General features: G+C 64.4%; 25 protein-coding genes. 17 read left to right on the top strand and 8 right to left on the bottom strand.

Features of this window, described 5'->3' with window-relative positions:
- Positions 1-447 precede the first annotated feature (447 nt).
- Positions 448-1,011: a replication protein A gene (locus FHY04_RS12870; protein ID WP_183936726.1), complete on the bottom strand. Its 564-nt coding sequence runs from the start codon at positions 1,009-1,011 to the stop codon at positions 448-450.
- 1,137 nt (positions 1,012-2,148) lie between these two features.
- Between FHY04_RS12870 and FHY04_RS12865 the strand changes: the two genes are divergently transcribed.
- From FHY04_RS12865 to FHY04_RS12850, 4 genes are all read left to right on the top strand, one after another.
- A complete protein-coding gene (locus tag FHY04_RS12865; protein ID WP_183936725.1) occupies positions 2,149-2,421 on the top strand; it encodes a DNA/RNA non-specific endonuclease in 273 nt (90 codons plus the stop codon).
- 232 nt (positions 2,422-2,653) lie between these two features.
- On the top strand, positions 2,654-4,249 hold the full coding sequence (locus FHY04_RS12860; RefSeq protein ID WP_183936724.1) for a toll/interleukin-1 receptor domain-containing protein: 1,596 nt from the start codon (positions 2,654-2,656) through the stop codon (positions 4,247-4,249).
- A gap of 10 nt (positions 4,250-4,259) precedes the next feature.
- Positions 4,260-4,862 carry a nucleotide synthetase gene (locus FHY04_RS12855; RefSeq protein WP_183936723.1) on the top strand — a complete coding sequence of 201 codons (603 nt, stop codon included), beginning with the start codon at positions 4,260-4,262 and terminating at the stop codon, positions 4,860-4,862.
- A gap of 36 nt (positions 4,863-4,898) precedes the next feature.
- Complete coding sequence (locus FHY04_RS12850) at positions 4,899-6,452, top strand: tetratricopeptide repeat-containing protein (RefSeq protein WP_183936722.1); 1,554 nt, start codon at positions 4,899-4,901, stop codon at positions 6,450-6,452.
- 6 nt (positions 6,453-6,458) lie between these two features.
- Here FHY04_RS12850 and FHY04_RS12845 read toward each other — a convergent pair whose 3' ends face one another.
- A complete protein-coding gene (locus FHY04_RS12845) occupies positions 6,459-7,130 on the bottom strand; it encodes a Crp/Fnr family transcriptional regulator (protein WP_183936721.1) in 672 nt (223 codons plus the stop codon).
- A 127-nt stretch (positions 7,131-7,257) separates the two neighbouring features.
- Here FHY04_RS12845 and FHY04_RS22935 point away from each other — a divergent pair, with 127 nt between their 5' ends.
- From FHY04_RS22935 to FHY04_RS12805, 8 genes are all read left to right on the top strand, one after another.
- On the top strand, positions 7,258-8,118 hold the full coding sequence (locus FHY04_RS22935) for a reprolysin-like metallopeptidase (protein ID WP_183936720.1): 861 nt from the start codon (positions 7,258-7,260) through the stop codon (positions 8,116-8,118).
- Positions 8,119-8,249: 131 nt separating this feature from the next.
- A complete protein-coding gene (locus tag FHY04_RS12835; protein WP_183936719.1) occupies positions 8,250-10,127 on the top strand; it encodes a hypothetical protein in 1,878 nt (625 codons plus the stop codon).
- Between the two features lie 196 nt (positions 10,128-10,323).
- Complete coding sequence (locus FHY04_RS12830; protein WP_183936858.1) at positions 10,324-10,605, top strand: DNA/RNA non-specific endonuclease; 282 nt, start codon at positions 10,324-10,326, stop codon at positions 10,603-10,605.
- Positions 10,595-10,876 carry a hypothetical protein gene (locus tag FHY04_RS22625; RefSeq protein WP_260171512.1) on the top strand — a complete coding sequence of 94 codons (282 nt, stop codon included), beginning with the start codon at positions 10,595-10,597 and terminating at the stop codon, positions 10,874-10,876. Before FHY04_RS12830 ends, FHY04_RS22625 begins: the two co-directional genes overlap by 11 nt.
- A gap of 864 nt (positions 10,877-11,740) precedes the next feature.
- On the top strand, positions 11,741-12,319 hold the full coding sequence (locus tag FHY04_RS12820) for a hypothetical protein (protein ID WP_183936718.1): 579 nt from the start codon (positions 11,741-11,743) through the stop codon (positions 12,317-12,319).
- Positions 12,316-12,627, top strand: coding sequence for a hypothetical protein (locus FHY04_RS12815; RefSeq protein WP_183936717.1), 312 nt, complete (start codon positions 12,316-12,318; stop codon positions 12,625-12,627). Before FHY04_RS12820 ends, FHY04_RS12815 begins: the two co-directional genes overlap by 4 nt.
- A gap of 478 nt (positions 12,628-13,105) precedes the next feature.
- Positions 13,106-15,175 carry a TonB-dependent siderophore receptor gene (locus FHY04_RS12810; protein WP_311724783.1) on the top strand — a complete coding sequence of 690 codons (2,070 nt, stop codon included), beginning with the start codon at positions 13,106-13,108 and terminating at the stop codon, positions 15,173-15,175.
- Positions 15,176-16,363 carry a DUF1624 domain-containing protein gene (locus FHY04_RS12805; protein ID WP_221211779.1) on the top strand — a complete coding sequence of 396 codons (1,188 nt, stop codon included), beginning with the start codon at positions 15,176-15,178 and terminating at the stop codon, positions 16,361-16,363. It begins immediately after the preceding gene.
- A gap of 65 nt (positions 16,364-16,428) precedes the next feature.
- Here FHY04_RS12805 and FHY04_RS12800 read toward each other — a convergent pair whose 3' ends face one another.
- Together FHY04_RS12800 and FHY04_RS12795 are read right to left on the bottom strand one after the other, a co-directional pair.
- On the bottom strand, positions 16,429-16,770 hold the full coding sequence (locus FHY04_RS12800; RefSeq protein WP_031395616.1) for a PilZ domain-containing protein: 342 nt from the start codon (positions 16,768-16,770) through the stop codon (positions 16,429-16,431).
- Positions 16,771-16,824: 54 nt separating this feature from the next.
- Positions 16,825-18,711 (bottom strand): methyl-accepting chemotaxis protein, encoded by a 1,887-nt coding sequence (locus FHY04_RS12795; protein ID WP_183936715.1) that lies wholly within the window; start codon positions 18,709-18,711, stop codon positions 16,825-16,827.
- Positions 18,712-18,797: 86 nt separating this feature from the next.
- Here FHY04_RS12795 and FHY04_RS12790 point away from each other — a divergent pair, with 86 nt between their 5' ends.
- Positions 18,798-20,000 carry a carbohydrate porin gene (locus FHY04_RS12790; protein WP_221211790.1) on the top strand — a complete coding sequence of 401 codons (1,203 nt, stop codon included), beginning with the start codon at positions 18,798-18,800 and terminating at the stop codon, positions 19,998-20,000.
- Positions 20,001-20,088: 88 nt separating this feature from the next.
- Here the strand turns inward: FHY04_RS12790 and FHY04_RS12785 are convergent, their stop codons facing one another.
- Positions 20,089-21,990: an EAL domain-containing protein gene (locus FHY04_RS12785; protein ID WP_183936714.1), complete on the bottom strand. Its 1,902-nt coding sequence runs from the start codon at positions 21,988-21,990 to the stop codon at positions 20,089-20,091.
- Positions 21,987-23,117 carry an FIST signal transduction protein gene (locus tag FHY04_RS12780; RefSeq protein ID WP_221211778.1) on the bottom strand — a complete coding sequence of 377 codons (1,131 nt, stop codon included), beginning with the start codon at positions 23,115-23,117 and terminating at the stop codon, positions 21,987-21,989. The genes FHY04_RS12785 and FHY04_RS12780 overlap by 4 nt, the downstream gene beginning before the upstream one ends.
- Positions 23,118-23,327: 210 nt before the next feature.
- On the opposite strand from FHY04_RS12780, the gene FHY04_RS12775 reads away from it, so the two are divergent.
- Genes FHY04_RS12775 through FHY04_RS12765 form a run of 3 tightly spaced genes read left to right on the top strand, consistent with a single transcriptional unit; the run spans position 23,328 to position 24,327 of the window.
- Entirely contained in the window at positions 23,328-23,564 is a 237-nt protein-coding gene (locus tag FHY04_RS12775) for a hypothetical protein (RefSeq protein WP_159511601.1), read from the top strand.
- Entirely contained in the window at positions 23,564-23,818 is a 255-nt protein-coding gene (locus FHY04_RS12770) for a hypothetical protein (protein WP_051916617.1), read from the top strand. The genes FHY04_RS12775 and FHY04_RS12770 overlap by 1 nt, the downstream gene beginning before the upstream one ends.
- A gap of 32 nt (positions 23,819-23,850) precedes the next feature.
- Positions 23,851-24,327 carry a hypothetical protein gene (locus tag FHY04_RS12765; protein ID WP_183936712.1) on the top strand — a complete coding sequence of 159 codons (477 nt, stop codon included), beginning with the start codon at positions 23,851-23,853 and terminating at the stop codon, positions 24,325-24,327.
- A 390-nt stretch (positions 24,328-24,717) separates the two neighbouring features.
- On the opposite strand, the gene FHY04_RS12760 is transcribed toward FHY04_RS12765, so the two are convergent.
- Positions 24,718-25,197 (bottom strand): SRPBCC domain-containing protein, encoded by a 480-nt coding sequence (locus FHY04_RS12760; protein WP_183936711.1) that lies wholly within the window; start codon positions 25,195-25,197, stop codon positions 24,718-24,720.
- Complete coding sequence (locus FHY04_RS22620; protein ID WP_260171511.1) at positions 25,181-25,309, bottom strand: hypothetical protein; 129 nt, start codon at positions 25,307-25,309, stop codon at positions 25,181-25,183. The genes FHY04_RS12760 and FHY04_RS22620 overlap by 17 nt, the downstream gene beginning before the upstream one ends.
- 185 nt (positions 25,310-25,494) lie before the next feature.
- Between FHY04_RS22620 and FHY04_RS12755 the strand changes: the two genes are divergently transcribed.
- Positions 25,495-26,373, top strand: a complete 879-nt coding sequence (locus FHY04_RS12755; protein WP_107931755.1) for a TorF family putative porin — start codon at positions 25,495-25,497, stop codon at positions 26,371-26,373.
- Positions 26,374-26,424 lie beyond the last annotated feature (51 nt).

Below are 26,424 nucleotides of genomic sequence, written 5' to 3'. Positions count from 1 at the left end.
ACGCGCAAGTGGGTCCGCTTTCCACCAATCCCAGACATTCGCGTTTGTGCGTCCACGGCCGAAGTCGGAATTAGGTCGGGAATAGGTCGGGACTCAGGAGGCCGCGCGTGTCCGTTCTGTTCTCTTCAGGTCCCCGAAACGCTCCCTTGCCCTCGTCGGAAACGACGTGATTACGCGGTTCACCCGAGAGGGGGCGCTCAACTCAGCTGGTAGAGCGGCTCGTTTACACCAAGATGCGGTTCCTCTTTTTAGCCCACCCGCAAATATCCGAAATAACAATTAGTTGAGCAACCGAATGCGCGCATCCTCCCTAGGATGCACGGGTCGGCGCAAGCCGGCACGCTCACCCGCGGTCGCTGGATGCTAAACCCGTTGAGTTCGGAGCCTCGGGGGCTTGGTGCAGCCTCAAACTGCGCACGCCATAGGCGTTCCTTCTATATCTAGATCTTACAGGGCCTCTGTGTGACCGCTCGGCGGATTTGCACTATCAACGAAGGCGCGGACGCGGGCGAGGATAGCCCGAAGCTCTGGGTTCTGAACCTCGGCGATCACATCGTCGACCGTCGCCGTGTCGAGCTTCTTCTGCCGCGCCAGCTTCTCGGCAACGGCGCGGACGAACTCACTCGGCCGGCGCAGCATCCGGCGCACGCATTCGCGTACCGTTGGAGGCTGCAGCAGGATGAAGGCGTTCGAGATCTGCTCGCTCTGCTGCTCGTCAGGCAGTGCATCTTCGATCGGTACGCACCGCCGGATCCAGTCAAGGAAGCCGCATGCCTTCAGCCGTTCCAGTGCCTCCCCGACGGCACTGCGCGAGCGATGTATCCGGTCAGCGATCCACTGATAGGTAGGGTCGAGCCGGCCGTCTTTGCGGCCACGCAGGCGCAGCAGACATCGCAAGACCTCGAGCCCGACCGCGCCGAGGGCGCCATTGCGCTTGCCTGGCAGCTTGGTCTCGTGATCGAACGCCTCGGCCGCGCGCATCCGCGCGTTGTGTTCGTTCTTTGGAAACATATTGTGCGAGCGCCAGAGCGAGACCTCTGCGCCGCCAGCATTATGACTGTTGCGGCGAACCGGCGAATTTGAACGCGCCCGGTCTCGGATCCCGGTGGTAACTTCGGCGAAATATCGCGCTATATTGCTCGCACCGGAAGAGGCGCGTGAGGACGTGGCGGCGGGTAGTAAATTCGACATCGTGTCGGCTCCCGAAGGAAGTCGATGGCAGGCATTCGGCGGGCGTTGGTGGCGTGCCGGCGAGTGCGGTTGCGGTGAGCCCAGGGGCTCGATGTCGATAATTTCCGGCTCCGGTGCGTTTCCGGTGCAGCCCGTTTTTGGTGACGGATTTCTGCGGGCTAGAAGGCGCTGGGCTCAACCGTTTCCCCGGCAAGAACGTTGGAAGGCCGGGAAACGGGCTTCGTTCGTAATGCGGGGGTCACAGGTTCGAGTCCTGTAAGCGCACCAGTCTTTAGACTACTCCCCCTATTGTAGCGTCGCTGTCGATCGCTACGGGCTGCTGGCGTGGCGTTGTCTTGATTTGTTTGAAAAATGTTGTTAATATGTTCTCGCCGTAGAAATAACTGGGGCGGCATGGTTCAGATCTCCGATATCGAGCGGCGACGGGCTTTTTTGGTTTGGTTACGGACCGGGAGATGGCCGACCGTCCCCCCTTCCGGCGACGTGGAAGTCAAATTCAACCCGTGGCATGATCCGGCAGATGGACGCGTTACGTTTGCGGGTTCGGGGCGCGCTTACGGGTGGAGCGATGGGAATGGGTCTCTGGTGGAGGTAGGTCGGCAGCGGCGGCAGTCCTACGCCACGATCGGTAGGGGCATCGCAATCTCGATCTCCGAAGATTCCCATAAGCTACGCGCAGCTCCAGCGCCCAATCCCCAAAACATAATTCCACGTTCAGTGGCGGCATCGCCGAGACCCGCCAAGCCAAACCCCAACGCTGAGAAAGGTTGGACTGGTAGGGGATTTACAGGCGGTGGCGGCGGTCGCTTCGGCAGTGGCGGGGCTTCATAGAGCGATCTCTGGATTGATGATCCTGTAAAGCAGCGGCAAGTTACAGGCAGCACCGTAGCAAAAGGAAAGGAGAAAATAGCAGATTCGCAGACGCGGCTTGAAGAACGTTCCGGTACTAGAAATATCATGCCACAGCTGTATCGCGAAGTTCGCAATAATCACGAATATCAGGTCGATGACAGGGAGCGAACGCGCAACGTTTCCGGTGCACTTGTACTGGTCGGCAAGCAGGTGCGGTCCCGCAAGACACAGGCGCAAGCGGGCGGTATCCATCGGCAGCCTTCAGATGATGGCGGACACTATATCGCTGCCCGGTTCAATGGGCTAACGGGGCCTTCAGATTGTTGTAGCATTTCGACAGGTTGGAGCATTGCGATAGGTAGTGGACAGCGGCTGTGACCCAATAGGCGACACTCAGGTCGCTCGTCCCTTCCCCGCAACCCGCCGTTCATTCAGCATTTGATTTCAGCTCGAACTGGCCGTTTGATTTCCGGTAGGTCTCGCTGCCGTTACAACTCCTGCCGCTGTGGCCGTTGCTGGCCGGCGGTGTTCGGTTCGCTGAACGGAATGATCGCAGTAACGCGAGCCCATTGAGGATGGACGAGACATACGGCACGATGCGCACGGTTTTGTGCGCAGCAGGAGCAAGGTCACGGCAGGGCAGACGCGCGGGCGCTACGCCGCCTTCATCAGTTATAGCCATCGCGATGCCGCGGTCGCCCGCAGGATCCACCGGTGGCTCGAGCGGTATCAAGTCCCGCGCCGCCTAGTCGGCGGCGAGGGCCGTCATGGCCCTGTGTCGGCCCGAGTGGCGCCGGTGTTCCGCGATCGCGAAGATCTTCCCGCTGGATGCGACTTGAGCGCGACCGTCCGGCGTGCGCTCGAAGGCTCAGCCAGTTTGATCGTGATCTGCTCGCCTGCCGCAGCACAATCGTCCTGGGTCGCACGTGAGATTGCGCTGTTCGGCACGCTGCACCCCGACCGTCCGATCCTGGCAGCGATCATTGTCGGCGACCCGACTGGCTCCTTCCCCCCGGGCCTCGTGCACGGCGGCCGCGACCCGCTCGCCGCGGACCTCAGAGCGAATGCCGATGGCTGGCGGCTTGGAATGCTCAAGCTGGTGGCGGGCCTCGCCGGGGTCGACCTAGACGCGCTCGTCCAGCGCGATGCGCAACGACGTTTGCGCTCCGTGATGGCCATCACGGTCACGGCGGTGCTCGGCATGCTAGCCATGGCCCTGTTGACACTCGCGACGCTGTCAGCGCGGCAGGAGGCCGATCGACAGCGCGCGCAGGCAGAGGGACTGGTCGAGTTCATGCTCTCGGAATTGCGCCAGAAGCTCAAAGGCGTTGGCCGGCTCGATGTGCTGGCGGACGTCAACGCACGCGCGCTTTCCTATTACGAAGGTCAGCGGCTCGAAAAGCTGACGCCAGACTCGCTGGAACGGCGCGCACGCATTTTCCACGCAATTGGGGAGGATGCGGAAATACGAGGACAGCGCGACTTCGCGCTTGAGAAGTTTCGCTCGGCGCATGCGGCGACGGCCAGGCTGCTTGCCCAAGCGCCGAACGATCCAGAGCGCATTTTTACACATGCACAGAGCGAGTTCTGGATCGGATATGTCGAGTATCAGCGCCGGCGCTATGCGGCCGCGCGTCCGGCCTTCATGGCGTACAAGACGCTTGCCGACCGGCTGGTCGCGATCGCCCCCGGCCGCGCCGACTATCGGCGCGAGGCGGGTTATGCGGAAGGCAATCTGTGTTCGCTCGCTTTGGCGCCCCCGCCGCAACCGCCCGAAGCGGTGCGCGCCTGTTCCGCGGCGCTCGCACAGATGGACGCCGCCGAACGCGCGCTACCGGACACACAGCGCAGCGCGATCCAAGCCGACATCGCGAACCGGCTAGCATGGTTGGGCGACGCTTTGCGGCTGGCTGGCCGTACGCCCGAGGCGCATCGCCTCTATGCGCGCCAAGAGGCGATCATGACGCGGCTGATCGCCGCCGACCCGCGCAACCTGGATCTGCGCGACCGGTGGCTGACGCTGCAATTCACCTTTGCCGAACGTGCCGATGAAACCGGCGACAGGGCGGAAGCGCGCAAGCGGCTCCGCGCGGCGCTGCCCGTGGTCAGGCGCATGATCGGCTTCGATCCCCGGAACGATCTCTGGCGCCGCCGGGAGCGCCGCATTCTCGACGACCTGAAGACGCTTTCTGTTTCACCCAAGTAGGAGACGACCGATGAACATCCAGACACCCATATCCGCATCCGGCGTCGTGCCGATAAACGACGTGGCACCCGTCGGGTGGAAGCCGAACGTGGTGCTGATCTTCGTCATCGATTTCATTGTTACCGATGCGGGGCACCTGCATTTCGGCTATAGTTTCAAGGAAAAGGCGCAATTTTCTGATTTGAACGAAGCTCTTGATCGTGCGCGTGCTACCGGAGCCAGCCTGACTTGGGAGACCCCGCTCGATATCGACGTCAACGACAAGGCGCTGGTCTTTGTTGGCCTCGCTAAGAACCGGAACTGGGAGTTCTCGCCTCGGTCGGACGGTGCGTCACTCAAACAACCGATTGGCGGATATGGCAAACTGCTGCATGTATTCGACAATACAACGATTCCCGGCGGACGCCCGATGACGTCTGGGTGCAAGATGATCTGTTTCAGCGCCTTCAGTCCGCCGACACTCGATACCAACGTTCCAGACTATTGCCACGGCATGAACTTCCATGTCGACATCATCCAACCCGATGCCCGGGAAGATGGGAGCGTCGTCGAGAAGCGACTGCCGCTCATCATCGATCCGGACATCCGGCACCCCGGCGGCAACCAAGCCTAATCATGCTATGAAGACTTCGGAGGCCTCGAATTGGTGATGGATCACAATGGGGCCAAACTCGCGCACATTCTGGCCCATGTCCGCGCAGGCGCAACCGATCGCGCCTGGCGGCTTTTTCTCGACGGCGGCATGGACGCGCGGCGGGACGATCCGGCCGCGCTCACGCTCCACGGGCGGTTGCTCAAGGATCGCGCGCGGGCGGCGGCGGGCGAGCAGCGGCGGCTCGGTTTCGCCGCCGCCGCCAATTCCTATGCCGCCGCGGCCGCGCTCGCGCCCGCGACCTATCCGCTGATCAATGCCGCGACGCTCGAACTGCTGGCGGGCCATCGCGAGCGGTCTCGGACGCTTGCAGCCGAAACCATAATGCTGCTCGACCGTACCGATCTCGCGGAACTGGAAACCGCCTATTTCAAGGCTGCCACGCGCGCCGAAGCGCTCCTGCTGCTGGAAGACGCCGCCGCGGCGCGGCATTGGCTCGAGGTGGCGTATGCCGCCGCACCGCAGGCCTGGGAAGATCATGCGACCACGCTGCGTCAGTTCGCCGAGATCTCGGCCGCGCTCGGGACGTCCGACGACTGGCTTGCGCATTTCCGACCACCCCGCAGCGCGCACTTCTCGGGAACTCTGTCGGTCGGCGACGCCGAGGCCGCACTGGCCGCCGCGGCAGGCGACTGGTTCGCGGTGGAGCATGTCGGCTTCGCCTATGGCGCACTAGCCGCGGGCACTGACATCATCGTCGCCGAAGCGGCCGTGCGCGCCGGGCTGGCGCTGCATGTCGTGCTGCCCGGCTCGGTAGCGGCTTTTCGGCGCGCGTGCGTCGAGCCTAATGGCACCGCATGGGGCGCGCGCTTCGATGCGTTGATCGCCGCCGCGGAGTCGGTTCGTGCGATCGACGAGAGCGTTCCGTCCACGACGCCCGCGCTGATCGCGCTCGCGGACGACTTGGCGATGGGACTGGCCATAGCCAATGCGCGCCGCTTGGAAAGCGAGGCGCTCCAGTTCGTCGCAGACACGGGCACGAGGGCAACGAACAGCGACAGGGTATGGCGGCGGTGGCGCGTCACGGGACGGCGCCAGCATCGCCTGCCACTGGTGCCGGATGCGGGGTCGTCCGTCGCCATACCAGGAGACAGCGGCGGGCCGGCGACCGGCCAGACGATCGTCCTTGCGATCGATTTCGTGGCGCCCCCCGAAACCGCGGGCGCGCGGGTGGCGGATGCGCTGGCCGCTTGGCCGCCGGCCGTGCGGGCCGCCTGGATGGGCAGCACTTTGGTGGTCGCCTATGATGCGGCGAGCGACGCGGTAGGCGCGGCAACTGCCATCGCCGACGTGCTACCCCATCCCGCGCAATGGCGGATGGGTATCCATGCCGGCGTGGACTATCGCATCGACGATCCGATCACCGGCGGCGAGAGCCGCTTCGGCACCGTCGCGCCGATAGCGCTAAGGATCGCCGCGGCGGCACCGGCAGGGACGATCATCGCCTCCGATGTGATGGCGGCCGCGGCCGCCGTCCTGGCGATCCACAGCGAACCGATCGGTGAACTCCTCGGCGAGCCGCCGATTGCCCTGTTCTCGCTGCGCCGGTGATATCGGTCAAACGATGAGATCGCGCAGCTGGCGTAGCGACAAGATGACGAGTTCCTCCGACGTCCGGCGGACGATCCCGCGACGTTCGAGCGCGGCAACGGCGCGCGATGCGGTCTCGCGCGTGGTCAGCGCCCGCTCCGCCAGCGCGGTCAGCACCGGCGCCGGCCGGATCGTGCCGCGCGCGCCGTCGCCGCTGCCAAGCCTATCGAGCTCGGCATAGACCCGCCCTGTGGCGGACAGCGTCGAGCGGGCGAGCATGCGCGCGGTGACGCGCTGCAAATGGCGCAGCAACGTACGCGACAAGGCGAGACCGACCGCGGCATGCGTCTCGGCCAGCCGCATGAAATCGCCGATCGCATAGGCTGCGGCGTCGAGTTGCGAGACCGCCACCACTTCGCCCGCGGCATCGTCGCCGACCTCCGCCAATCCAACAAGGTCGCCGGCGGTGAGATCGTAGAGCTGGACCACGCGGCCATCCGCGGTGCTCGACAGGACGCGCGCGCTGCCCATCAGGACGACGAGGATCTCCCGGCGAGGGCCGTCCATGCGCAACATGATCGTCCGCGGCGCGAAGCTGCGTTCGCGGGCCGGCGCGGCGATGCTCCGCGAGACGTCTGCCGAACAGCCGAACACGCTTCGAAACAGTTCGAGTCTGTCGCCATCCAGCTCCACCGACATCCCCGCCAACCGCACGCAAGCACGGTGATATCGCGATACGTCCCCGGCGCAAGTTGCGTCTGGTCCCGTTCGCCCCGTGTATCCGCACAGGCAAAAACGGACCTGACGTTCTGCGATGACGAAATTCGTGCCGCGTGACGGCGATCACGCGCAGTCGGGGCGCGCGGCGCGCAAAGTTCGCATCGGTCGAATCGCCATATGCCAGAGGAGACGAGCAATGACCGATCGAAAGATGTCCGCATTCGCGAACAATGATGCAGTTGGCAATATCTTCGAGCTAAATGATGATACTGACTTTCTCGCCATGGCGGAGGATACGGTCCACGTGTTTCGCGGGCATGTCTGCGATACCGAGCATCGCGGCCACATCAAGTCAGCCACGGAGCTCGTCGTCGATGCGAGCGACGGCTTCATCCCGGTGTGGCAGCAGAATTCGGTGCTGCGCTGGCGGTTCCAGCGCCGCTCGCTGCTGCGCTACCGCTATCCCGACCAGATCAAGGTCGCCGCGCGCACGCTGCTCGCCGCGGCGGTGAGCGCGTGGGGCGATGCCGCGCCGATCCGGTTCATCGAAGACGATGATGCGTGGGATTTCGAGATCGCGGTGCGCGACGCCAACAGTTGCAGCGTGATGGGCTGCACGCTCGCCAGCGCCTTCTTTCCCGGCGAAGCGCAGCAGGAACTCGTGATTTATCCCATGATGTTCCAGCAGGACACACAGGAGCAGATCGAAACGCTGGCGCACGAGATTGGCCACATCTTCGGATTGCGGCACTTCTTTGCGCTCGAAAAGGAACAGGCCTGGCCGGCGGAGCTTTTCGGCGCGCACGAGGCGATCTCGATCATGAACTATGGCGAACAGAGCCAGCTGACCGACACCGACCGCGCCGACCTCAAGCTCTTCTACGCGATGATTTGGTCGGGCCAGCTCAAGGACATCAACCGCACGCCGATCCGGCAGATGAAGCCGTTCAGCGCAAATCGCCCCTGATGCGACGACACTCGTCGCGTCGATCGCGACGCGGCGGGTGTCAAACTCATGGCGGTCGCAGAATTGCCCGCGAGGATTTGCCCCGTGTGGCGCCCGAACTTTGCAGCCTTTGAAGCGATGGGAGACTGTGCGTGAAACACCTGTCCTTGACGATCGCGGTGCTTCTGCCCGCTGTGACGAGCCTGACCGGCTGCGCGACGGTCCGCACGACACCGTATCTCGAACGGACCGAAAGCGCGGGCGACTCGCTTCCTGGACTGACGTACAGCTTGCCGATGGCGCAATACGACCTAGTCGTCGTGCGAACGCTGAGCGAGTGTCCGGGCGGTCAGACCAACGGTGAGGCGACTCAGCTCAAATTCTCGATCGATGTCGGCGGTGCCGAACGCTATGTGCCGGGTGAAGCCTATACGCTCGACAGCAGGCTGGTCGGCTTTCTCAAGACCTCGAGCCTCGAGCTCAACTATTATGCTTCGGGCACGCTCAAGTCGATCGGCGTCCAGGCCGAGGACAAGACCGGCGAGGTCATCGCCAACACCGCCAAGATCGCCGCCGCCGGACTGATACTCGCATCGGGTTCCCCGGCGATCGCCGCCGCGGTCGCCCCCGCGCTCGCTGCCAGCGACAGCAAGGCCTACACCACCCGTGCGAAGGGCATGATAACGACGACCAAGGCGCCGCTGCAGCTCGTCTGCACGGACGAAGCCGTAGCGAATGTCGAGGCGTTCACCAAGGCAGACCAAGCACTCAAAGACGAGGCCGAAAAACTGCGCGAGGCCAATCAGCGCCTCAAGACGCTGACGGACGAGATCACGCTCAAGGTGAAGCGTCCTACCGATCGCAAGGTCAAAGCCGAATGGGCGGCGATCATCGCCGATCAAATCCGCGCCGATGTCGCGATCAGGACGGCAGAGAAGGAAAAGACCAGGCTGATCGAGGTGCTGAGCGTGTCGCAGACCTATCGCTGGCCACGCGATTTCACCGACGCGCGTAGCAACCCGCTGCTGGAAACGAACGCCGCCGCGCTCGCCAAGCTGCGCAAGCTGGTCGAACTCGACACGCCCGAGCGGCTCGACCCGCTCACCGCACAAGATGCACTGCAGAGTGCGAACGACCTTTTGGCGCGGAAGGCCGTCCCCTCGAAGCCCGACGGTCGCGTGATCGCAAAGGCCGAGTTGGCCGATATGCTGAGCCTGGTGGCGTCGCCGACGGGCCCCGCGCCCAAGCTCCCCAAATCATGTTTGGGAGCCGCGGCCAACGTCGACCAATGTTTGCTGTACCACCTCAACTTGCGTGGCAGTCCGCTCGACGACTGGTCGCTGGGAACGCCGTGCGACGCGGATCGCAGGCCGGCGGGCTGCGTCATCGTCCGCAAGCCGAGCGATGTCCGCGTGCAGCATGCACGCAACGACGCGTATGACGAGGGAATCTTCATCCGCGAACCTATGCAGGGGGTGCTGGTCATCTGCCGCGATTACAAGGCAGTCGCTGGGGTCTGCGATCGCCAGCAAGACATCGCCAAGTTCGCGCCCATCAACTTCCCCCAGCTTGGCCAGCTGCGGTTCCTCAAATTCAAAGTGCCCCCATTTCAGGCGAAGGATATGGGAATATTCCTTGCCGAGGATGGCCGCCTGCAGCGATACTATCTCAAATCCACAAAGGCCGCGGGGGAAGCGCTGACCGCGTCGGTGGCGAGCGCCGCGAACGAGATCGGCACCGCCCTCGAAAAGCGCGAAACCGAGCGCCGCGACGATCTCGCCTATGCGCAAGGCACGACGAGTAGGGAACTCGCTGCGCAGATCGCGGAGATCGAGAACCGGAACAAGCGCAAGACGCTGCTCACCGAGCCGACCCCGGACCCTCTTGCGCCCATCCGCGAGGCGGCCGCGGAGGACGCGGTCCATGTCGCGCGCCTCGAGCAACAGTTGACGCGCCGGCAACTCGAGACGGCGATCGGCACTGGCGACGACGCGGCCGCTCGCGCGCTGCTCGGTATCCTTCGAAAATAGCTCCGGGCCAACCGGAACGGCTCTGTCCGTACTCGGTGCGAAGGGTAGGCACGTCCAACTCCGAGCGCTTGCGGACAGCTGTCAGCGAACCGCCGAGTGAAGCTGCCCTGCCCAACCAGTCTGGGACGATCCAATCCCGGTCACTCGCGCCGCCCTCGCCGCCTGCCGAGAGGATGGCGAGGCCCAGCCGGTATAGATTGATGGCGGTCATTATATATCCGCGCGATTCAATGGGCCGACCGACGCGTTCAATCACTTCGGGCAGAATGCCATTTTCAATCGCGGCGGTTATCGGGTGTTTGAGGATGAATGGGCGAGAGACAAGCGCACCGGGCGAGCCGTGACGGTAGAGATGGTTCCGCGGTTCGATGGCGGATCGGTGCGCCCCTCGGTGATCGATGGGTGGTGGACGGCCGACGGCAATAGAAAGAGCGCCAAATTTGCCAACACACGATCGGAGAGAAACCGTGGCAACTGATGAAATCGATGCCCTGCTTAATGAGATAGGGCAATTGCTGACGGCGGATCGCGATTATCCGCTCGAACCGACGCTGCTTTATGCCCAACTCGATAACAACATGGTCGGAGAATCGATCTTCAAGGAACTGGGCAATCAGGTTCTGTATCGTTGGGCGATAAACAGGCGATTGCCTGATACGTTGCTTGAGCTTTGGGAAGCGCAGGAGGGCGGCGAACGGGGGATGGAAGTGGAGTATCTGTATCACGACGGCAGGTTTGGTTTGGTCTAGATCTACCCTGACGAGATTGATCCTGACGAGGATGTCGTCGAGCGGCGCGCACGTGCGGTTCGGCGGCGTTTTGGCGACAAGCTGATTGTTTACCCACCCTGGCCACCCATAATTGAGAAGCTGGATTATGATCTATAGGGTGCGGGCTGTTCGATCGTCCGGCGTAGTATCAAAATTCTCCAATGATGCGAGTGCCCAACTTTGGCCGCTGTGGGGCACCATACTACAGTAGCGCGGTCGAGCAGGGCAAATTTTAAGATTCGCTCGCGTTGCGCTTGACTTGTAGGATGATGTTGCTCAGATGTTCTCACCGCCGCAATAGGCGGGGGATGGCATGGTCCAGACATCAGGCATCCGTAAGCGGACCGCATTTTCACGGTGGCTACGGACGGGCATGGTGCCATCGGCGCTAGGTCCTGACGGTCTCGAACTCAAATCAATCCATGGCATGATCCGGCGGACGGCCGGTTTACATTTGCAGGCGCGGGGCGCCGTGATGGACCGACCCAAACCGATACGACGAGCGCCAGAAACGATCGTGCGCGTTCTGGGAGCGGTCGCGCTCCAAGCCCAGGGGATAATCATACATCGCGGACCGCAAAACCGCCAAAGGCTCAAACGCCCCGCGCCCGATCGCTCACGGGCGACGACCCGAAATCGGTAGAACGCAGGTCGGCCAAGGTGCAGTCCACGCGGATCCCGGGAGCGCGGCCCGGTGGTCAGCCGAACCCCGTCGCCGAATTCGTTGATGGCGTCGGTCAGGGACTTTATGATGTTGGGGAAGGAACCGTGGCGGGAGTCCATGCTGCGCTAACAACAAATCCGGTAACGACTGTTCGCAACGCCGGCCGTGGCATCGCGGCCATGATCGACACCGCAATCGCTGCTGAGGATACCCCGGCCCATATCCCGGCCTCCCGCGCGGCAAGCGCCGTTGCCAACGCCTCGGCGCGGGACATCGGTCGCGCCGCAGGAAAGGTTGCTGGGAACGTCGCGCTGGCGATAGCGCCGGGGGCGGCGCTCTCCAAGGCTGCCGCATTGCGCCGACTCGCTATCGCGAGGCCGCGTATAACCTTTGACCCGCCGCAAATCGGCTGGGTCAAGGAGACGACCACGTCAAAAAAGGCATGGAAACCCTATAACGATTCGGCGCCCGGCGCGCGCGCCGGTCAGGCGCCAACGTTGATGCGGACGATGCCCAACGGTTCTAAGCGGCCGGTGAAGTTTGACGGCATTCAGGGCGATTTTATGGTCGACCGAAAATGGGCTGTCGTAAACAGGCCTCGTTCGCGGGCCCAGATTTTGCGGCAGTCGGAGGTATTAGCACAACACCGTCTGATCGGGACGTGGGAGGTCCCTACGCCTGTCGAGAAAACCAAGGCACTGAAACTGCTCAAGCAGAAGAGCATCACGAACATTCACGTAAAGGTTGTGAAGCCATGATCGCTATGCAGGTTGCAGAAGTTATCGCGGAGTATGCCGTGTTCCTCGAACTGACCGACGACGAGGAACTTAACCCTGATACCGCCGTGAAAATGATGGAAGCCTTAGCTAGCCATCTTCAAGAGATGGACAAGGGATTTCTCCGTGAGCTCGTGAATGCGTTTCCGATCATAGCGGAAGAATATAGTGGCGAGGCGCAAGAGGTGGTGCGCAACATATCTTATGGCTACTATCTTGAAGAGGCTCTTGCAGTTGAAGACCCGGTCAAGATGGCTACATTGGAAGCGTTGCGCGACGCGAGGGGCTGAACGGCCGTCGCTGTGACCCATGAAACCTTCTAAATCCCACTTCGTAGCGCCGCGGTTGCGCGCGAGCGTCGTGAGGCTGTGGCGCAATAGGTACGAGCGCCACTCGCGGCCCTTCGGCAGTCCGAGCTTCGTAAGCAAGGTGTCCCAGGCCCGGTCGACATCCTGCACCGCTCGCCCGTGGTAATTGACCAGCCAGCCGCGGCCGGCGCGGTCCCTCAATTTGATTTACATGAGGTGGCGTACTCAACCCATAGCCGGCGATCGAGCGTCGGGAGGACGGGCGGCAAAGCTCGATGCTACTTGTTTTGCGTCCTGCCCTGCAGGTTCAGGTCGATCGTTCGTACACCTGGCCACTACTGCAGACTGCCGCGTTGCCATAGCGGAGTGGCAACGTTATGCGACAACATATCATCGCATATGAGGAAGTCTCTTGGCACGCTGGACGATGCGGACTGTGACACGATTATCGAGCGGGGCTGTGCCGCTTCGGCTGCGGCACACGCTTGGCGCGATCAGCATGATGGCAGGGTCGCCAGTGGTTGCGCAGGCCGTCGAGGAGCCGGCGGAGCGGAACGAGATCGTCGTGCTCGGGACCCGGACATCGCGGGACGCGACGCTTTCCTCCGATCGCGCGACCGAAGTGATGTCGCAATCGAGCCGGTCACTCGAACAGGACATCCTGCGTGCGGCGGGGACGTACCGGTTGAGCGACGCGCTGGAATTGGTGAGCGGCAGCAGCCAGCAGAATAATCGCGGGGGCTTTGCCGACAATTTCGCGATCCGTGGCTTTTTGAGCACCGCCGATGGCGGCGGCGAATATTATACCGATGGCTTCATCGCCAATCGCGGCAGCGCCCCCGCGCGGGACCCCGCGACCATCGAGCGCATCGAGATCCTCAAGGGCCCCGCCGGCGCCGTCTTTGGCGATATCGATCCCGCCGGACGGGTCAATATGGTCAGCAAGACGCCGCGTTTCGCATCACAGGCGTCGGCTTCGCTGAACTATGGTTCGTTCGACACGCGCCGCATCGAACTCGACGCGACGGGGCCGCTGACCGGGACGCTCGCCGCGCGGATCGTGGTCGCGACCGAAGACAGCGACGGCTACCGCGATTTCGTCACGGTGAAGCGCCGCGTCGTGTCCCCGTCGCTGACCTTCCGGCCGAGCGACGCCGTACAGCTCACCTATCTTGCCCAGCATATCGTCTATGACGCGCCGTTCGATCGCGGTGTGGCGGCGGTCGATGGCGATCCGCTCGCGCTGCCGGCGTCGCGGTTCCTCGGCGAACCCTCGAACAGGCCGACGCGCGCACGCGACACCCGCCACCAGCTGACCGGCGAAGCGCGGCTGGGTGGGACATGGTCGCTCGTCGGCGGCGTCGCCTATCGGACCGGCACGTTGCGGGGCTTTTCGGCGGATCCGTCGCGCGTCGTCGACGGACACACGCTGTGGCGGCAGCGTCGCGAACGGGGTTACGAAGTCGAGGATCTGTCCGCGCGTCTCGAAGTGCGCGGCGAAGTGCACGCCCTCGGGCTCCATCGTCCGAGCCTGGGCATCAAAGGCTACACGCTCGACTATCTCGAATTGCTGAACCGGCGAAATCCGACCGCCGCCGATCCCTATGCGATCGACGTCTTCAACCCCGTCTATGGCGAGACACAGGCCTTGCCGCTCCTGCCCAGTATCGATCAGCGCGAAACGCGACGCGTGGTGTCGCTCTACGCACAGGACGCCTGGGCGGTGACCGATCGGCTCGATCTCGTCGGTGGCGTCCGCCTCGACGCCTACCGGCAGCAACTCGCGCGCAATCTCGTCAAGGCGACGACCGTGTCCAGGGGGCGCCCCGTCAATTTCCGGCTCGGCGCGCGCTATGCCGTCAGCGACGCGCTCTCGGTCCACACCAACTGGGGTGAGTCGTTCCAGCTGAATTCCGGCAGCGGCGCGGGGGGTGTCGCGTTCGCCCCCGAACAGGGGCATGGCTACGAGATCGGCGCGGCGGGCCGCTGGCGCGGTATCGATGTCGGCCTGACCTGGTTCGATATCAAAAAGAGCAACGTCCTCACGACGGATCCGAACGACGCCAATTTCCTGGCGCCGGTAGGATCGCTGACGAGCCGCGGCGTCGAATTCGATGCGTCGCTGCGGCTTGCCGCGCGGTGGCAGGCGGTGGTGAACTATGCCTGGACGCGCGCGCGCACCGACGATCGGTCGTTCGCCACGCCGCTAGCGCTGAACGTCCCCGATCATTCGGCGACGGCCTTCATCGTGCACCGCTTCGATCCCGGCACCGGCCGGGACTGGCAGATCAGCGGCGGTGTCGCCTATGTCGGCAAGCGGTCTGGCGCGACCGACGCCAGCGGGCTCATGCTGCCCGATTATGTGAAAGTGAAGGCGTCCGCCGACATTCCATTATCAAGTGCGCTGACGGTCCGCGCCGAGGTCGATAACCTGTTCGACGAGCGCTACGCACAAAGCTCGTACAATTCGGTCTGGATCTATCCAGGCGCGCCACGCACCGTGCGCGCGTCGCTGCGAGCGGAATTCTGAATGGCGATAATGACGGACCAGACGCGCGCTGCCGCACCCGATCGCGATATCCCGCGCAGGCGACTGGAGAGCATCGACGCGGTGCGCGGGATCGTGATGATCCTGATGCTGCTCGACCATCTGCGCGAGACATGGCTTGTCCTTGTTCCCATGCCCGATCCGGTGGATGCCAACACGGTCATGCCGGCACTCGCGATCGCGCGCTTCGCCGCCAGCTTCTGCGCGCCGATCTTCGTCGCGCTGACCGGCCTTTCCGCCTATCTCTTCGGCGTCAGCCACACGCCGCGCGAAACCGCCGCGTTCCTGGCAAAGCGCGGGTTGCTGCTGATGGCGATCGACGTGCTGTACCTGTCGCCACTCTATTGGGGGGTGGTGCCACAGCCGACCTTCTGGCTGCAGGTGATCTGGTGCCTCGGCCTGTGCATGATCCTGCTCGCCGGGCTGATACGGCTCCCCCGGCCGGCACGGATCGCCCTGGGACTCGTGCTGGTGTGTGGCCACAATCTGCTCGATCCCGTTCGGCTGCATCAGGGGGACACGCTGTTCCCGGTCTGGGCGCTGCTGCACCAGCGCGACGTCATCGCCCTGCCGTTCGGGTTTCTTGCCAGGACGACCTATCCGATCCTTCCGTGGCTGGGGGTCATGCTGCTCGGTCACGCGATCGGGCCGTGGTTTGACCGCATGGTCGAATCCGCGCAGCGCAGGCGATATCTGACGCGGCTCGGCATCGGGATGATCGTCGGCTTCATCACGCTGCGCGCGTTCAACCTCTATGGCGACGCGCCCTGGCATGTGGTCGATAACAGCCCGCTGCGGACGGCGATCAGCTTCCTGTCGATGACGAAATATCCGCCGTCGCTCCTGTTCCTGCTGCCGACCCTGGGCGGCGGAGCGCTGCTGCTGGCGCAATGCGAGCGACTGGCGAGTTCACGGCTCGTGTCCGGTCTGGCCGTCTTCGGCGCCGCACCGATGTTCTTCTATCTGTTTCATCTCACCATGCTGCGCATCCTCTATCACACCGCGCTGGCGTGGTGGGGGCCAACGGATGGTGCGGTCTTCATGGTCGACGGCTACGTCTGGGTGCTCATCTGGTACGTCGTCCTGATCATACCTTTTGCGCTTCCGACGATGTGGTTCGCACGGTTGAAGCAGCGTCGTCGGGACATCGCGTGGCTCCGGTTTTTCTGATGCCAAAGCCGCATCGATGCGACGGCGCCGCGATCACGTTGCCCTTGATGGAGATACGCCGCAGCTCAGGCGGCGTGTCTGACGGCCATCGCGACGATATGTTCGATCACCTGTTCGGGAATCGGATTGGCGACCTCCAGCCCGAATCCCCCGAGATAGGACCACGCCACCCAGCCGGGATATTGGGCGAGCCCGGGTATGTCGAGCGAGAGAAACCGGCCGATCGTGACGCCATATTCGGACTGGATATTGAAACCCCGGGACGAGACGTTCTGAACGATCGCCGCGTGTGTGTCGCCGAAGCCGGTGACGATCGTCACGGGGAGGCTGATCGCACGACGCGTGCAATTGCGTCGATCGAGCAGATCGTGGCTGATGTCGCTGGCGAGGCGGCGGTAGGTCTTCATACGCCACATCTAGGCCATCAACCCTAATGCCGCGTTAAGCACGCGTCGCTCGCGTCAAAAGGCGGCGAACCCGTAATCCGCGTCCTCGTCGATACCAACCGGGGCGGGGGGGCTGGTGGTCGCCGATCGAGACGAGCGCAGGCGAATGTCCCCCTGTAGGTCCGGTTGTTCGATCATCTGCCGAAATGCCCCGGCGCCACGCTGCGCGCCCTCGATGCGGAATTTCGCCGCCTGGTCCGACAGCGCTGCGACTTCCGCGGTCAGGTTGCGCGCCGCCGCGGAGGTCTGTTCGACCATCGCCGCATTCTGCTGCGTTGCCTGGTCCATCGCGCCGACCGCCATGCTGACCTCGGTAATCGCGCTCGACTGCGCACGATTGTCGTCCGCGATCCCGGCAAGCAGCGTGTGCACGCCGCGCACATCCGTCGAGATCGCCGACAGCGCACCATCGACCCGCTGCACGCGTTCCACCGCGGTGCCGATATCGGCCTGCGTCGCGGTCAGCTGGTCGCGCGCGCGTCCGGCCTCCTCCTCAGCACGCATCGCCAGCGCGGAGACGAGGTCGGCGACCACCGCAAACCCGCGGCCCGCTTCGCCGGCACGCCCTGCCTCGACCGCGGCGTTCATCGCCAGCACGCGTGTCTGGAACGCGATCTTGTCGAGTCCTTCGATCACGCTGTCGATCCCCGTCGCGCTTTCGCTGACCCGGGTCATCGCCTGGACCGCCTCGTCCGCGATCCTGCGCCCGTCCGCCACGGTGGTGATCGCGCCGTCCGCCCGCTCGACGGTCTGGCCCGCGGCGACAGCGGTAGCCCTGAGGCGCTGATCCATCTGCGCGATCGCGGCGGCGGTCTGCTCGAGGCTGGCCGCGTTGCTTTCGGTGCGCCGGGCGAGATCCTCGCTGGCCTGCGCGATCTCCTGTGATCCGGTCCGGATCATCATCGCCCCTTGCGCGACCGATCCGATCAGCCCGCGCAGGCTGGCGAGCGCGCTGTTGAAATTGCTCTTGAGCCCGGTGAACGGCGCATGCAGATCGGCGACCACCTTGGCAGTCAGGTCGCCCTGCGCCAGCGCGGTAAGGCCGGTGCCCAGGCTGTCGACGATCAACGCGGCCTGTGCCTGTTTCGCGGCCTCGGCCGCCTGGAGCTGGTTGCGGAACGCCAGCATCGCCTTCGCCATGTCGCCCAGTTCATCGCCACGATCCGCGCCGGTCACCTCGGCGGCAAGATTGCCGTCGCCGAGTGCGCGCATCGTGCCGGCAAGGATCACGATCGGCTGGACGACCCGGCGCTGTGCGACCATCACGAACGCCAGCGTTCCGGCGATGCCGACCGCCAGCGTGATGGCGAGCAGGATCATCGCGATCGTGCCAAGCTGCTCCGCTTTCTCGGCGGACCGTGTCGAATTCGTCTCGATCGCATCCGACGCCGCGCCCATCGACACTTCGAGCACGCGGAACTGATCGAAGAACCCGGGCAGCATCGCGCGCGCGGCGACCGGATCGCGGCCGACGCGATCGATGACCTGCGTCGCCGCGCGGACATAGGCCTCCATCGGCGCCGCCAGCCTGGAGGTTACCGCGGCGACCGCGGCATCGCCGGTGTACGCCGAATCCGCTGCGATCCCTTCGCGCAGGGCGACGAGATGCTCGCGGAAATCCTTCTGGATATCATCCGGCTTGATCGCGCTGCCGGGCTCCGCCGCCTGGAATGTGGCGAGCACGTCGCTGCGGATCGCGTCGTGCATCATGTCCGCGCCCTGGTGGTTGGAAAGCAGCGTCGTCGCATCGGTCAGACGGTGCAGCGCGGCGCTCTGCATCCACGCCGCGCCGATGCCGGTCGCACCGCAGAGCAGCATCAGTCCGAACAGGACCACGCCCGCCATCCGGATCATACGGGTCAGCGACATCGCGTCGCGCGACCGGGACTTCGTCATCATCATGTTTTGCTGGCCTGTTCCGTACTGGGACACGTTTCGATTTCTATAATAGGCGGGAATGCAGTGCTCGGAGGTGGCGCGTGGATATTATGACGGTGCCTCGACTGGTCGGACCCGCCCTATTACTGTCCGCGGCCTGGACGTTACCTGCCTGGGGGCAGTCTGGGCTGCCAGAAGCCGCGCAAGAACCCGCGCTACGTGCCGTCGCGATTACGGGGCGCTATGTCGTCGATCTCATGGGCAACGTCGCTGGCGGCGACGCGCGGGGGGCGCGGGTGCTCGACAATCTCGAGATCACGGCCGATGGCGACCTCGACCGGCTGGCCGGCTGGCGCGGCGCGCGCGCGCATCTCCATGTACTCAGCAATCAGGGGGGATCAATCAATGCGCTGGCGGGGACGGTGCAGGGCGTCGACAATATCGAGGTCGCTGACGGCCGCGTGAAGCTGTACGAGGCGTGGGTCGAGCAGGATCTTGCGGGTGGTCGCGTCGCGCTGCTCGTCGGGCTGTCCGATCTGAACGTCGACTTCTACCAGAATGACTCCGCGGGCATGCTGGTCGCGCCGGCGTTCGGCATCGGCTCGGAACTGGCGGCGACGGGGCCCAACGGGCCCTCGATCTTCCCCTCGACCGCGCTGACGATGCGACTGAAGACGTCGATCGGCACATCCGGCTATTTCCATGCCGCCGTCGTGAATGCGCGGGCAGGGGTGTTGGGCGATACGACGGGGATCGACCTCGGAATGCACGATGGCGCGCTTCTGATCGCGGAGGCGGGGACACGCGCCAACGGCAAGCTGGCGTTCGGTGCGTGGCGCTACACACGGCAGCAGGACGACATGCGAGCGTGCGACGGCAACGGAAATCCGGTCAAACGGACGGCGAACGGCGCCTATTTGCTGGTCGATCAGCGGCTGGTCGGTGACGACGGCCGGGGCATCGATCTGTTCCTGCGCGCGGGCATATCGGACGGGAAGACGACGCCGTTTCGCGGCGGTTTTCAAACCGGGCTACTCGCACGCGGCCTCGTTCCCGGACGGCCCGACGGGCAATTCTCGATCGGCGTCGCGCAGGGCCTGTTATCGCAGGCTCTGCGTCAGACGGTGCGCGATGCCGGCGATCACGCCGACGCCGCGGAGACGGGGATCGAGATCACCTATCAGGATCGGGCGGCGCCCTTCCTCGCGGTCCAGCCCGACGTGCAATATGTTCGCCGCGCCTATGCCGGCGCAGGCCGCCGGTCGGCGTTCGTGGTCGGGCTGCGGCTGATAGCCGAATTTTCACGTCGCTGACGGTCAGCCTCATCGCGGCTCCTGCGGATCCCCGAGGACTGGCGTTGCCGTGAGCAACGGCCAGCCGCGTCCGATCCGCGCACCCGGCTCAGGCGGCCTGTGACTGAAGCGCGTGCATGCGAGAGACGAAGGGAAGCGTTTCGACGAACGGCACGGGGCGGCTGAAATAATAGCCCTGCGCGCTGTCGCACTTCTCTGCGACCAGGATATTCAGCTGATCGAGCGTCTCGACCCCCTCGGCGGTCGACAGGATCCCGAGGCTCCCGCAGAGCCCCGTCACCGCACGCACGATCGCCAGGCTGTCGCTGTTGGTGCCGAGATCGCGGACGAACGACTGATCGATCTTGACCCGGTCGAACGGGAAATTGCGGATATGGCTGAGCGACGAATAGCCCGTGCCGAAATCGTCGAGCGAGATGAGTACGCCGAGTTGCTTGATGTCACGCAACTGCCTGAGGACGCTTGCCGTGTCGTCGAGCATCGCGCTTTCGGTGATTTCCAGTTCGAGGCGGCGCGGATCGAGGCCGCTGACACGCAGCGCGTGTGCAACGACCGCCGGCAGCGTCCCCGACTTGAACTGCAACGCCGAGAGATTGACCGCAATCTTGACGCTGTCCGGCCAGCATGCCGCATCCCGGCAGGCGCGGGTCAGGACGAATTCGCCGACCGCGCCGATCAGCCCAATTTCCTCGCACACGCTGATGAATTCGTTCGGGGGGATGATGCCGCGCTCGGGATGATACCAGCGTGCGAGTGCCTCAAAGCCGACCACCGCATGCGTGCCGATCGCGACCTGCGGCTGGTAGTGAACCTCGAACTCTTCCGACTTCAGTGCACGGCGCAGTTCGATCTCGAGCTCGCGCCGGCGGGTTGCGAAGACGTGCATATCGGGCGTGTAGAAACAATAATTGCCGCGCCCGCCCGCCTTGGCGCTGTACAGTGCGAGATCGGCATCGCGGAGCATCACGTTGGGGTCGAGCGCGTCGACCTCGACCATGGTGACGCCGATGCTCGCGCCGATCTGGATATGGTGACCACCAATCTCGAAGGGTTGCGTCAGTGCCTCGATGATGCGGCGGCACAGTTGCTCGATCGCATGGTCCGACGTGACATGCTGGACGAGGACCGAAAATTCGTCGCCACCCAGCCGGGTCACGACGTCATGATGACGGACCAGCGTGACGAGGCGCGATGCTACCGCGACGAGCAGCGCGTCGCCGACCGGGTGGCCGAGCGTGTCGTTGACGAGCTTGAACCGGTCGAGGTCGAGACACAGCATCGCGCAACGATCGCCGCTTCGGGCGTTGCGCATCATCTCGTCGAGCCGTTCGCGCAGCATGGTTCGGTTGGGAAGATCGGTCAGGGCATCGTGCCGCGCCAGATGCGCGAGGCGCGCGGACGCGTTGCGCGCTTCGGTGACGTCGGCAACGGTGTCGAGAAATCCGCCATCGACCAGCCGGGTGCGCTCGATCGTGATGGTCCGTCCATCCGGCCAGCGCTGTTCGATCCTCGCGCCATAGGCGGAGGCCGCGCCGTCATATTCCTCGACCAGTCGGCGATGCTCGTCAGCCGTGCTGACCGACAGACAGGGACTGTTGCTGAGCAGCTGGTCGAGCGTCAGGCCCGGGACGGCATGATCGAGCCCGTAGATGTCGAGGAACCGCTGATTGGTCAGCACCAGCCGCCGGGACGCATCGAACAACGCGAGCCCCTGGTTCATGTTGTCGAGCGCGGCCTTGAACCGCAAATTCTGAAGCGCGCTTTCCGCCAGCGCGACCTCCAGTTCCTGCGCCATCAGGCGGTTCGCGCGATCCGATCGCCGCCGGTCGACATCGGTTTCGGCATAGGTCGCCGACACCAGCGCGAGCAGGCGATCCGTGTCGATCCCGCCGTCGGGCCGTCGCGCGCGCTCCGCCTGGCGTGCCGCGATCCGGTGGAGCACCGGCGGCTCGGTAGTGATCGGGGGCGATGGCGGGGGCGGGGGCTTCACGCACATTCCCCGATCAGCGTGATCGTCATCGTCTGATTGTGGAGGCACGGCACCGCGGTCTGATTTTGCGGCGCGATCTCGCCATAGGAATAGAAGCCCGCCAGCGCGATGCCTGGGCCGAGCGCGGCGGCGACCGCGGCGATTTCCTCTTCGGTACGCTGGCCCATCAGCAGCCGCCGCCCGACACAACTGATCGCGAGGCACGCAGAGGGTGACGTTCCCCATGCGGCGGTCTGGTCGAGCGCATGGTGCGCCGCGGTCGACGCGCCGTTGATCAGCTCGTCGAACATCCCGCGCATCAGCCGTGCCTTCCACCCCTGCGGCATGTCGCCGGCAAAGGTCAGCGTCCCGGCGTCACGGTCGATGGCGAGCAATGTGCGCACGACGCGAACATCGGGGTGGGCGGGATCCCAGATCTCGAGCGGATAGAGCAGCCCCGATGCAGGCAGATCCACCGCCTCCTCACCGAGATAGCGCTCGTACAGCGCGAGAGCCGGCTCATGGTCGAGTCCGCGCAGTGTCGATCCCGCCGCATCGTTGATTGTGCGTACGGGGCCGAACGGCTGCCAGCCGCCCGCGCTGCCATGCGCGAACCGGACATGGTCGCCGTAGAAGCCGATGGCGGCGACGACGTCTGCGTGGTGTTCGCCGCGTGCCAGGATCCGCGTGTCCGCAAACCGCGCGCCATCGCCTGCCAGCCCGCCGCTCAGCGCGACGCGATCGCCGATCACCGTGCGCAGACCGGCGACGAGGGCGCTGCCATTGACGTTCAGGCCGTTCGACAGGACGAATATGCCCGCCAGCCCGTCAGCCGCAAGCTCCTTGCCAAGCGCGGCGCCTGCCGCGAACGACAGGTCGGACGACGGCAGCGGCTGGACCGCGAGCCGCAACTCGGTCCGGTCGAATCCCATGCCGAGGATGACGACCCCGTCGTCGTCGAGCCGATCACCTTCGACCATCGTCCCCGAACTGCAGCCGACGATCATCGCGGTGTCGTAGCGGTGCGCGAGACGGTCGATGAGCGTGCGATCGGCAAGGCGGTCGGTCGGGCCGAACACGATCACCAGATCGGGGGCCGCTGGGAACATCGCCGATTCGCTGTTCGCGTTGATTTGCTTCGACCACATGAGCGCCGTCCCGGAAATGGCAGTGAACGCTGCTTGTGCCGGTGGACTGGTTTCCGGCCTGTTGCCGGCGACCTAAGGGAAACCCCTTAGTCAGCGCGTCGATTCCTCCACCCCGGAGCTGACGGATCGCACATGAACGGCCAAGCCCATTGAGAACGAAACACGAACAGGATAGAAGTGCCGTCATCGAGTCGGCAGGAGGATCAGGTGATGGACAGGGACGATGACGGGGTTGAAACGACGCGTGAAACATTCGGCAGGTGGCTGCTGAAACAGCGCGATCGCGGCGACTGGATCGATCCGGTCGCGGATGCGGCACGCGCCGATCGTCAGTTTCCGAAGGACGGCGACCCGGAAGCCGTCCGCAAGCGCCTGCGCGAGATGTCGGCGGATGGCGATGCGTTCGCGGCGATCGACGATGCCGAACTGGACTGGATGGTGCAGTAATGGGCGCGCGACTTCGCCTGGCGCTGGTGCCGGCAGATCCGCGGCAGGCGTTGCGCCAGCTGGCCGACGAGCGCGGAGAGAGCCTTTCCGCTTTGTCGCGCATGATCGACCGGTCGCCCGGCTATCTGGCGCGCTTCATCAGCGAGGGGCGTCCGGCGGCCCTGACCAGCGACAATCACCAGCGGCTCTGCACGTATCTCGGCGCGGGGGAGTTCGGGCTCGGGATTCGCGACATCTGGGTTCCACGCACGTGACGCGGCGCTGCATCGGGCGCCGTGCGTGACCAATGTCCGATCCTGCAAAACCGCCCACGCGTGCGCGGCTGATCTACACCGCGCTGTGCGTGCTCGACCAGACGATCGACGATTGCTTTCCGCACCCGGTGAAGCCAAATCCGGGGTTGCGGCTGGCGCTGGCCTTGCTGCATTTCTGGGGTGAGGGCGACCGGTCGCCGTTCGACCAGTTCTGGCGGGTGGTCACCGCGGCACCCAATGCGATCACGCGGACGCCGGACACGCGGGCGACCTATGCCCGGACCTATCTCAGCGCGATCTGCCGGCAGGTCGGGATGCCGCTCAGCGTCGATATGCTGATCGGCCTGCGCAAGGCGCGCGGCCTGCCGACCTATGAACGGCCGCCCGCCGATTGCCTGTGCCCGGTGATGGCAGAAGCGTCACAAGACGATGGCGGCGGCCTGATAAAGGCCGCTGGACGATCGCGCGACCGTGATGCTGCCGTTGGAAAAGGAGGGCAGAGCGCGTGACAGGGCGCTGTCTGTCTCGATCCGGGATTCGCGGACGATATGAGGCTTGTCCGCCGCGGCCATATTTGAGACGCTCGTCATAGAGCTTACTGCTCCAAGACGGTAAGAGCTCGGCATCCCGCCCGCGACATCGACGGTGTCACACGGAGCGGGCGGGATGCTTCATACATTATCAACTAGTTGATCCTAATCAAGCACTCGAGGCTCTCGCCTCCAGTGACGAGTACCCTCAGCGCCCCGCCATGATCTTTCACACGGACATGCGGGGCGCTTTTCTCGTCTTTGGCCAAGGCACGGGATCCATGCCGTCGCGGACAGCCGGGCGGGTCTGGCAAACGCTCCATGGCTCCGGCGAGCAAATACTCCCAGAGCAGCGGTCTCCGACCCGCGCTATCGATCCTGGCCGGCGAGTAATGCGCCGAGTTGTTCGAGCTGCTCCGGCAATCCCGCGGCCGAGCCGTGCAGTGCCTCGTCGAGCGCCTCCCGGGACGGATAGAATTCGCGAAACGTCAGCAGCGTCTGTGCATCGCGGTCCTCGAAGGTCACCGTCGTGATCGCGCCCTCTTCGCCTTCGTCATTGGTCCAGACGATGCGGTCGTTCGGTACCACCTCGATATAGCGGCCGTAGAAGGTCATGATATCGGAGCCGCCGGCGCTGAATCCCAGCCGGTATGTCCCGCCGGTGCGGACGTCCAGGTCGCAAGAGACCAGCGAAATGCCCGCGGCGGACTTCGGTACCCACCATCGCTGGAAGAGATCGGCCTGGCTCCACGCCTCATAGACGGTGCTGCGCGGTGCATCGAATATCCGCGTTACGACGAGTTCGCGATCACCGCAGCGCTCGACCGCATTGCTACCCTGGCTGTCCATCGTTTTCCTCCTGCTTCAGGTCACCGATCACATTTTCCAATGCGGCAAAGCGGGCCTCGCAAAGCTGCTGGTGTGCCTCGATCCACATCGCCCCCGCGGCGAGGCCGCGCACGCCATCGCCAATTTGGCGCCGGTTTATCACCGGGCATATCGGCCCACAGCGTAAAAAATGCGCCAGCTATATGCGCGCTATATGCCATTTCCCGGAATCGATCTCGAATTGCTACGATCGATGCGCCTAATCGCACATCCCTGAAGGCATCGTCGTGTGACGAGCGCCGTTCAAGGGGTGCATCAATGAAGTTCCGTCATGCGGCCATGGTCGTCGCGATCCTCGCTCTTCCCGTCACCGCGCAGGCGCAATCGACACCCGGCGACAAGGCCGAGGCCGCTGCAGACACCGCTCCCCCGGCAACGCTGACGGTCAGCGGTTCGGCGACGATCGCCTCCGACTATCGGTTTCGTGGCGTGTCGCAGTCCGACCGGGAAATGGCCGTCCAGGGCGGCATCACGGTGTCGCACGCAAGCGGTCTCTATGCCGGCGTCTGGGGATCGAACCTTGCCGGCTGGGGGACGTTCGGCGGTGCCAATATGGAGCTCGACCTGATCGGGGGCTACAAGGCGAAGCTTGCCGATAACGCGACGCTCGACGCCGGGCTGACCTGGTACATGTATCCGGGTGGCGCGGACAACACCGACTTTGCCGAGCCCTATGCCAAGCTGACCGGCACCGCCGGTCCCGCAACGCTGACCGCGGGCGTCGCCTATGCGCCCAAACAGCAGGCGATCGGCAAATGGTATGCGACCGGCGCGGATGCGGTAGCGGGCGTCTATACGAGCCCGGGCGACAAGGACGACAATCTGTACCTGTGGGGCGACGGTGCGCTGGCCATCGCCGGCACACCGATCACCGCCAAGGCGCATGTCGGGCACAGCTGGGGGCAGGATGGACTGGGGCCGAACGCGACCGCGGTCGCGCCGACCGGCGAATATTGGGACTGGTCGCTCGGCGCGGACGCGACCTGGCACAGCCTGACCTTCAACGTCAGTTACATCGACACGGACATTTCGGGTGCCGAGGCGACCTATCTGCGCCCCAGTTTCAGCAAGGGACAGGACGGCAGCGGCAACATCGCCGGCGGCACGATCGTCGCGTCGCTGACCGCGGCCTTTTGAGGAGACGTGGAGATGGACGACCTGATCTGGATCCTCGTCATGGTCGGGCTG

This window comes from Sphingomonas sp. BK481, from assembly GCF_014194875.1.
Classification (GTDB): Bacteria; Pseudomonadota; Alphaproteobacteria; order Sphingomonadales; family Sphingomonadaceae; genus Sphingomonas; species Sphingomonas aerolata.
This window is presented reverse-complemented; position numbering and strand designations above follow the sequence as displayed.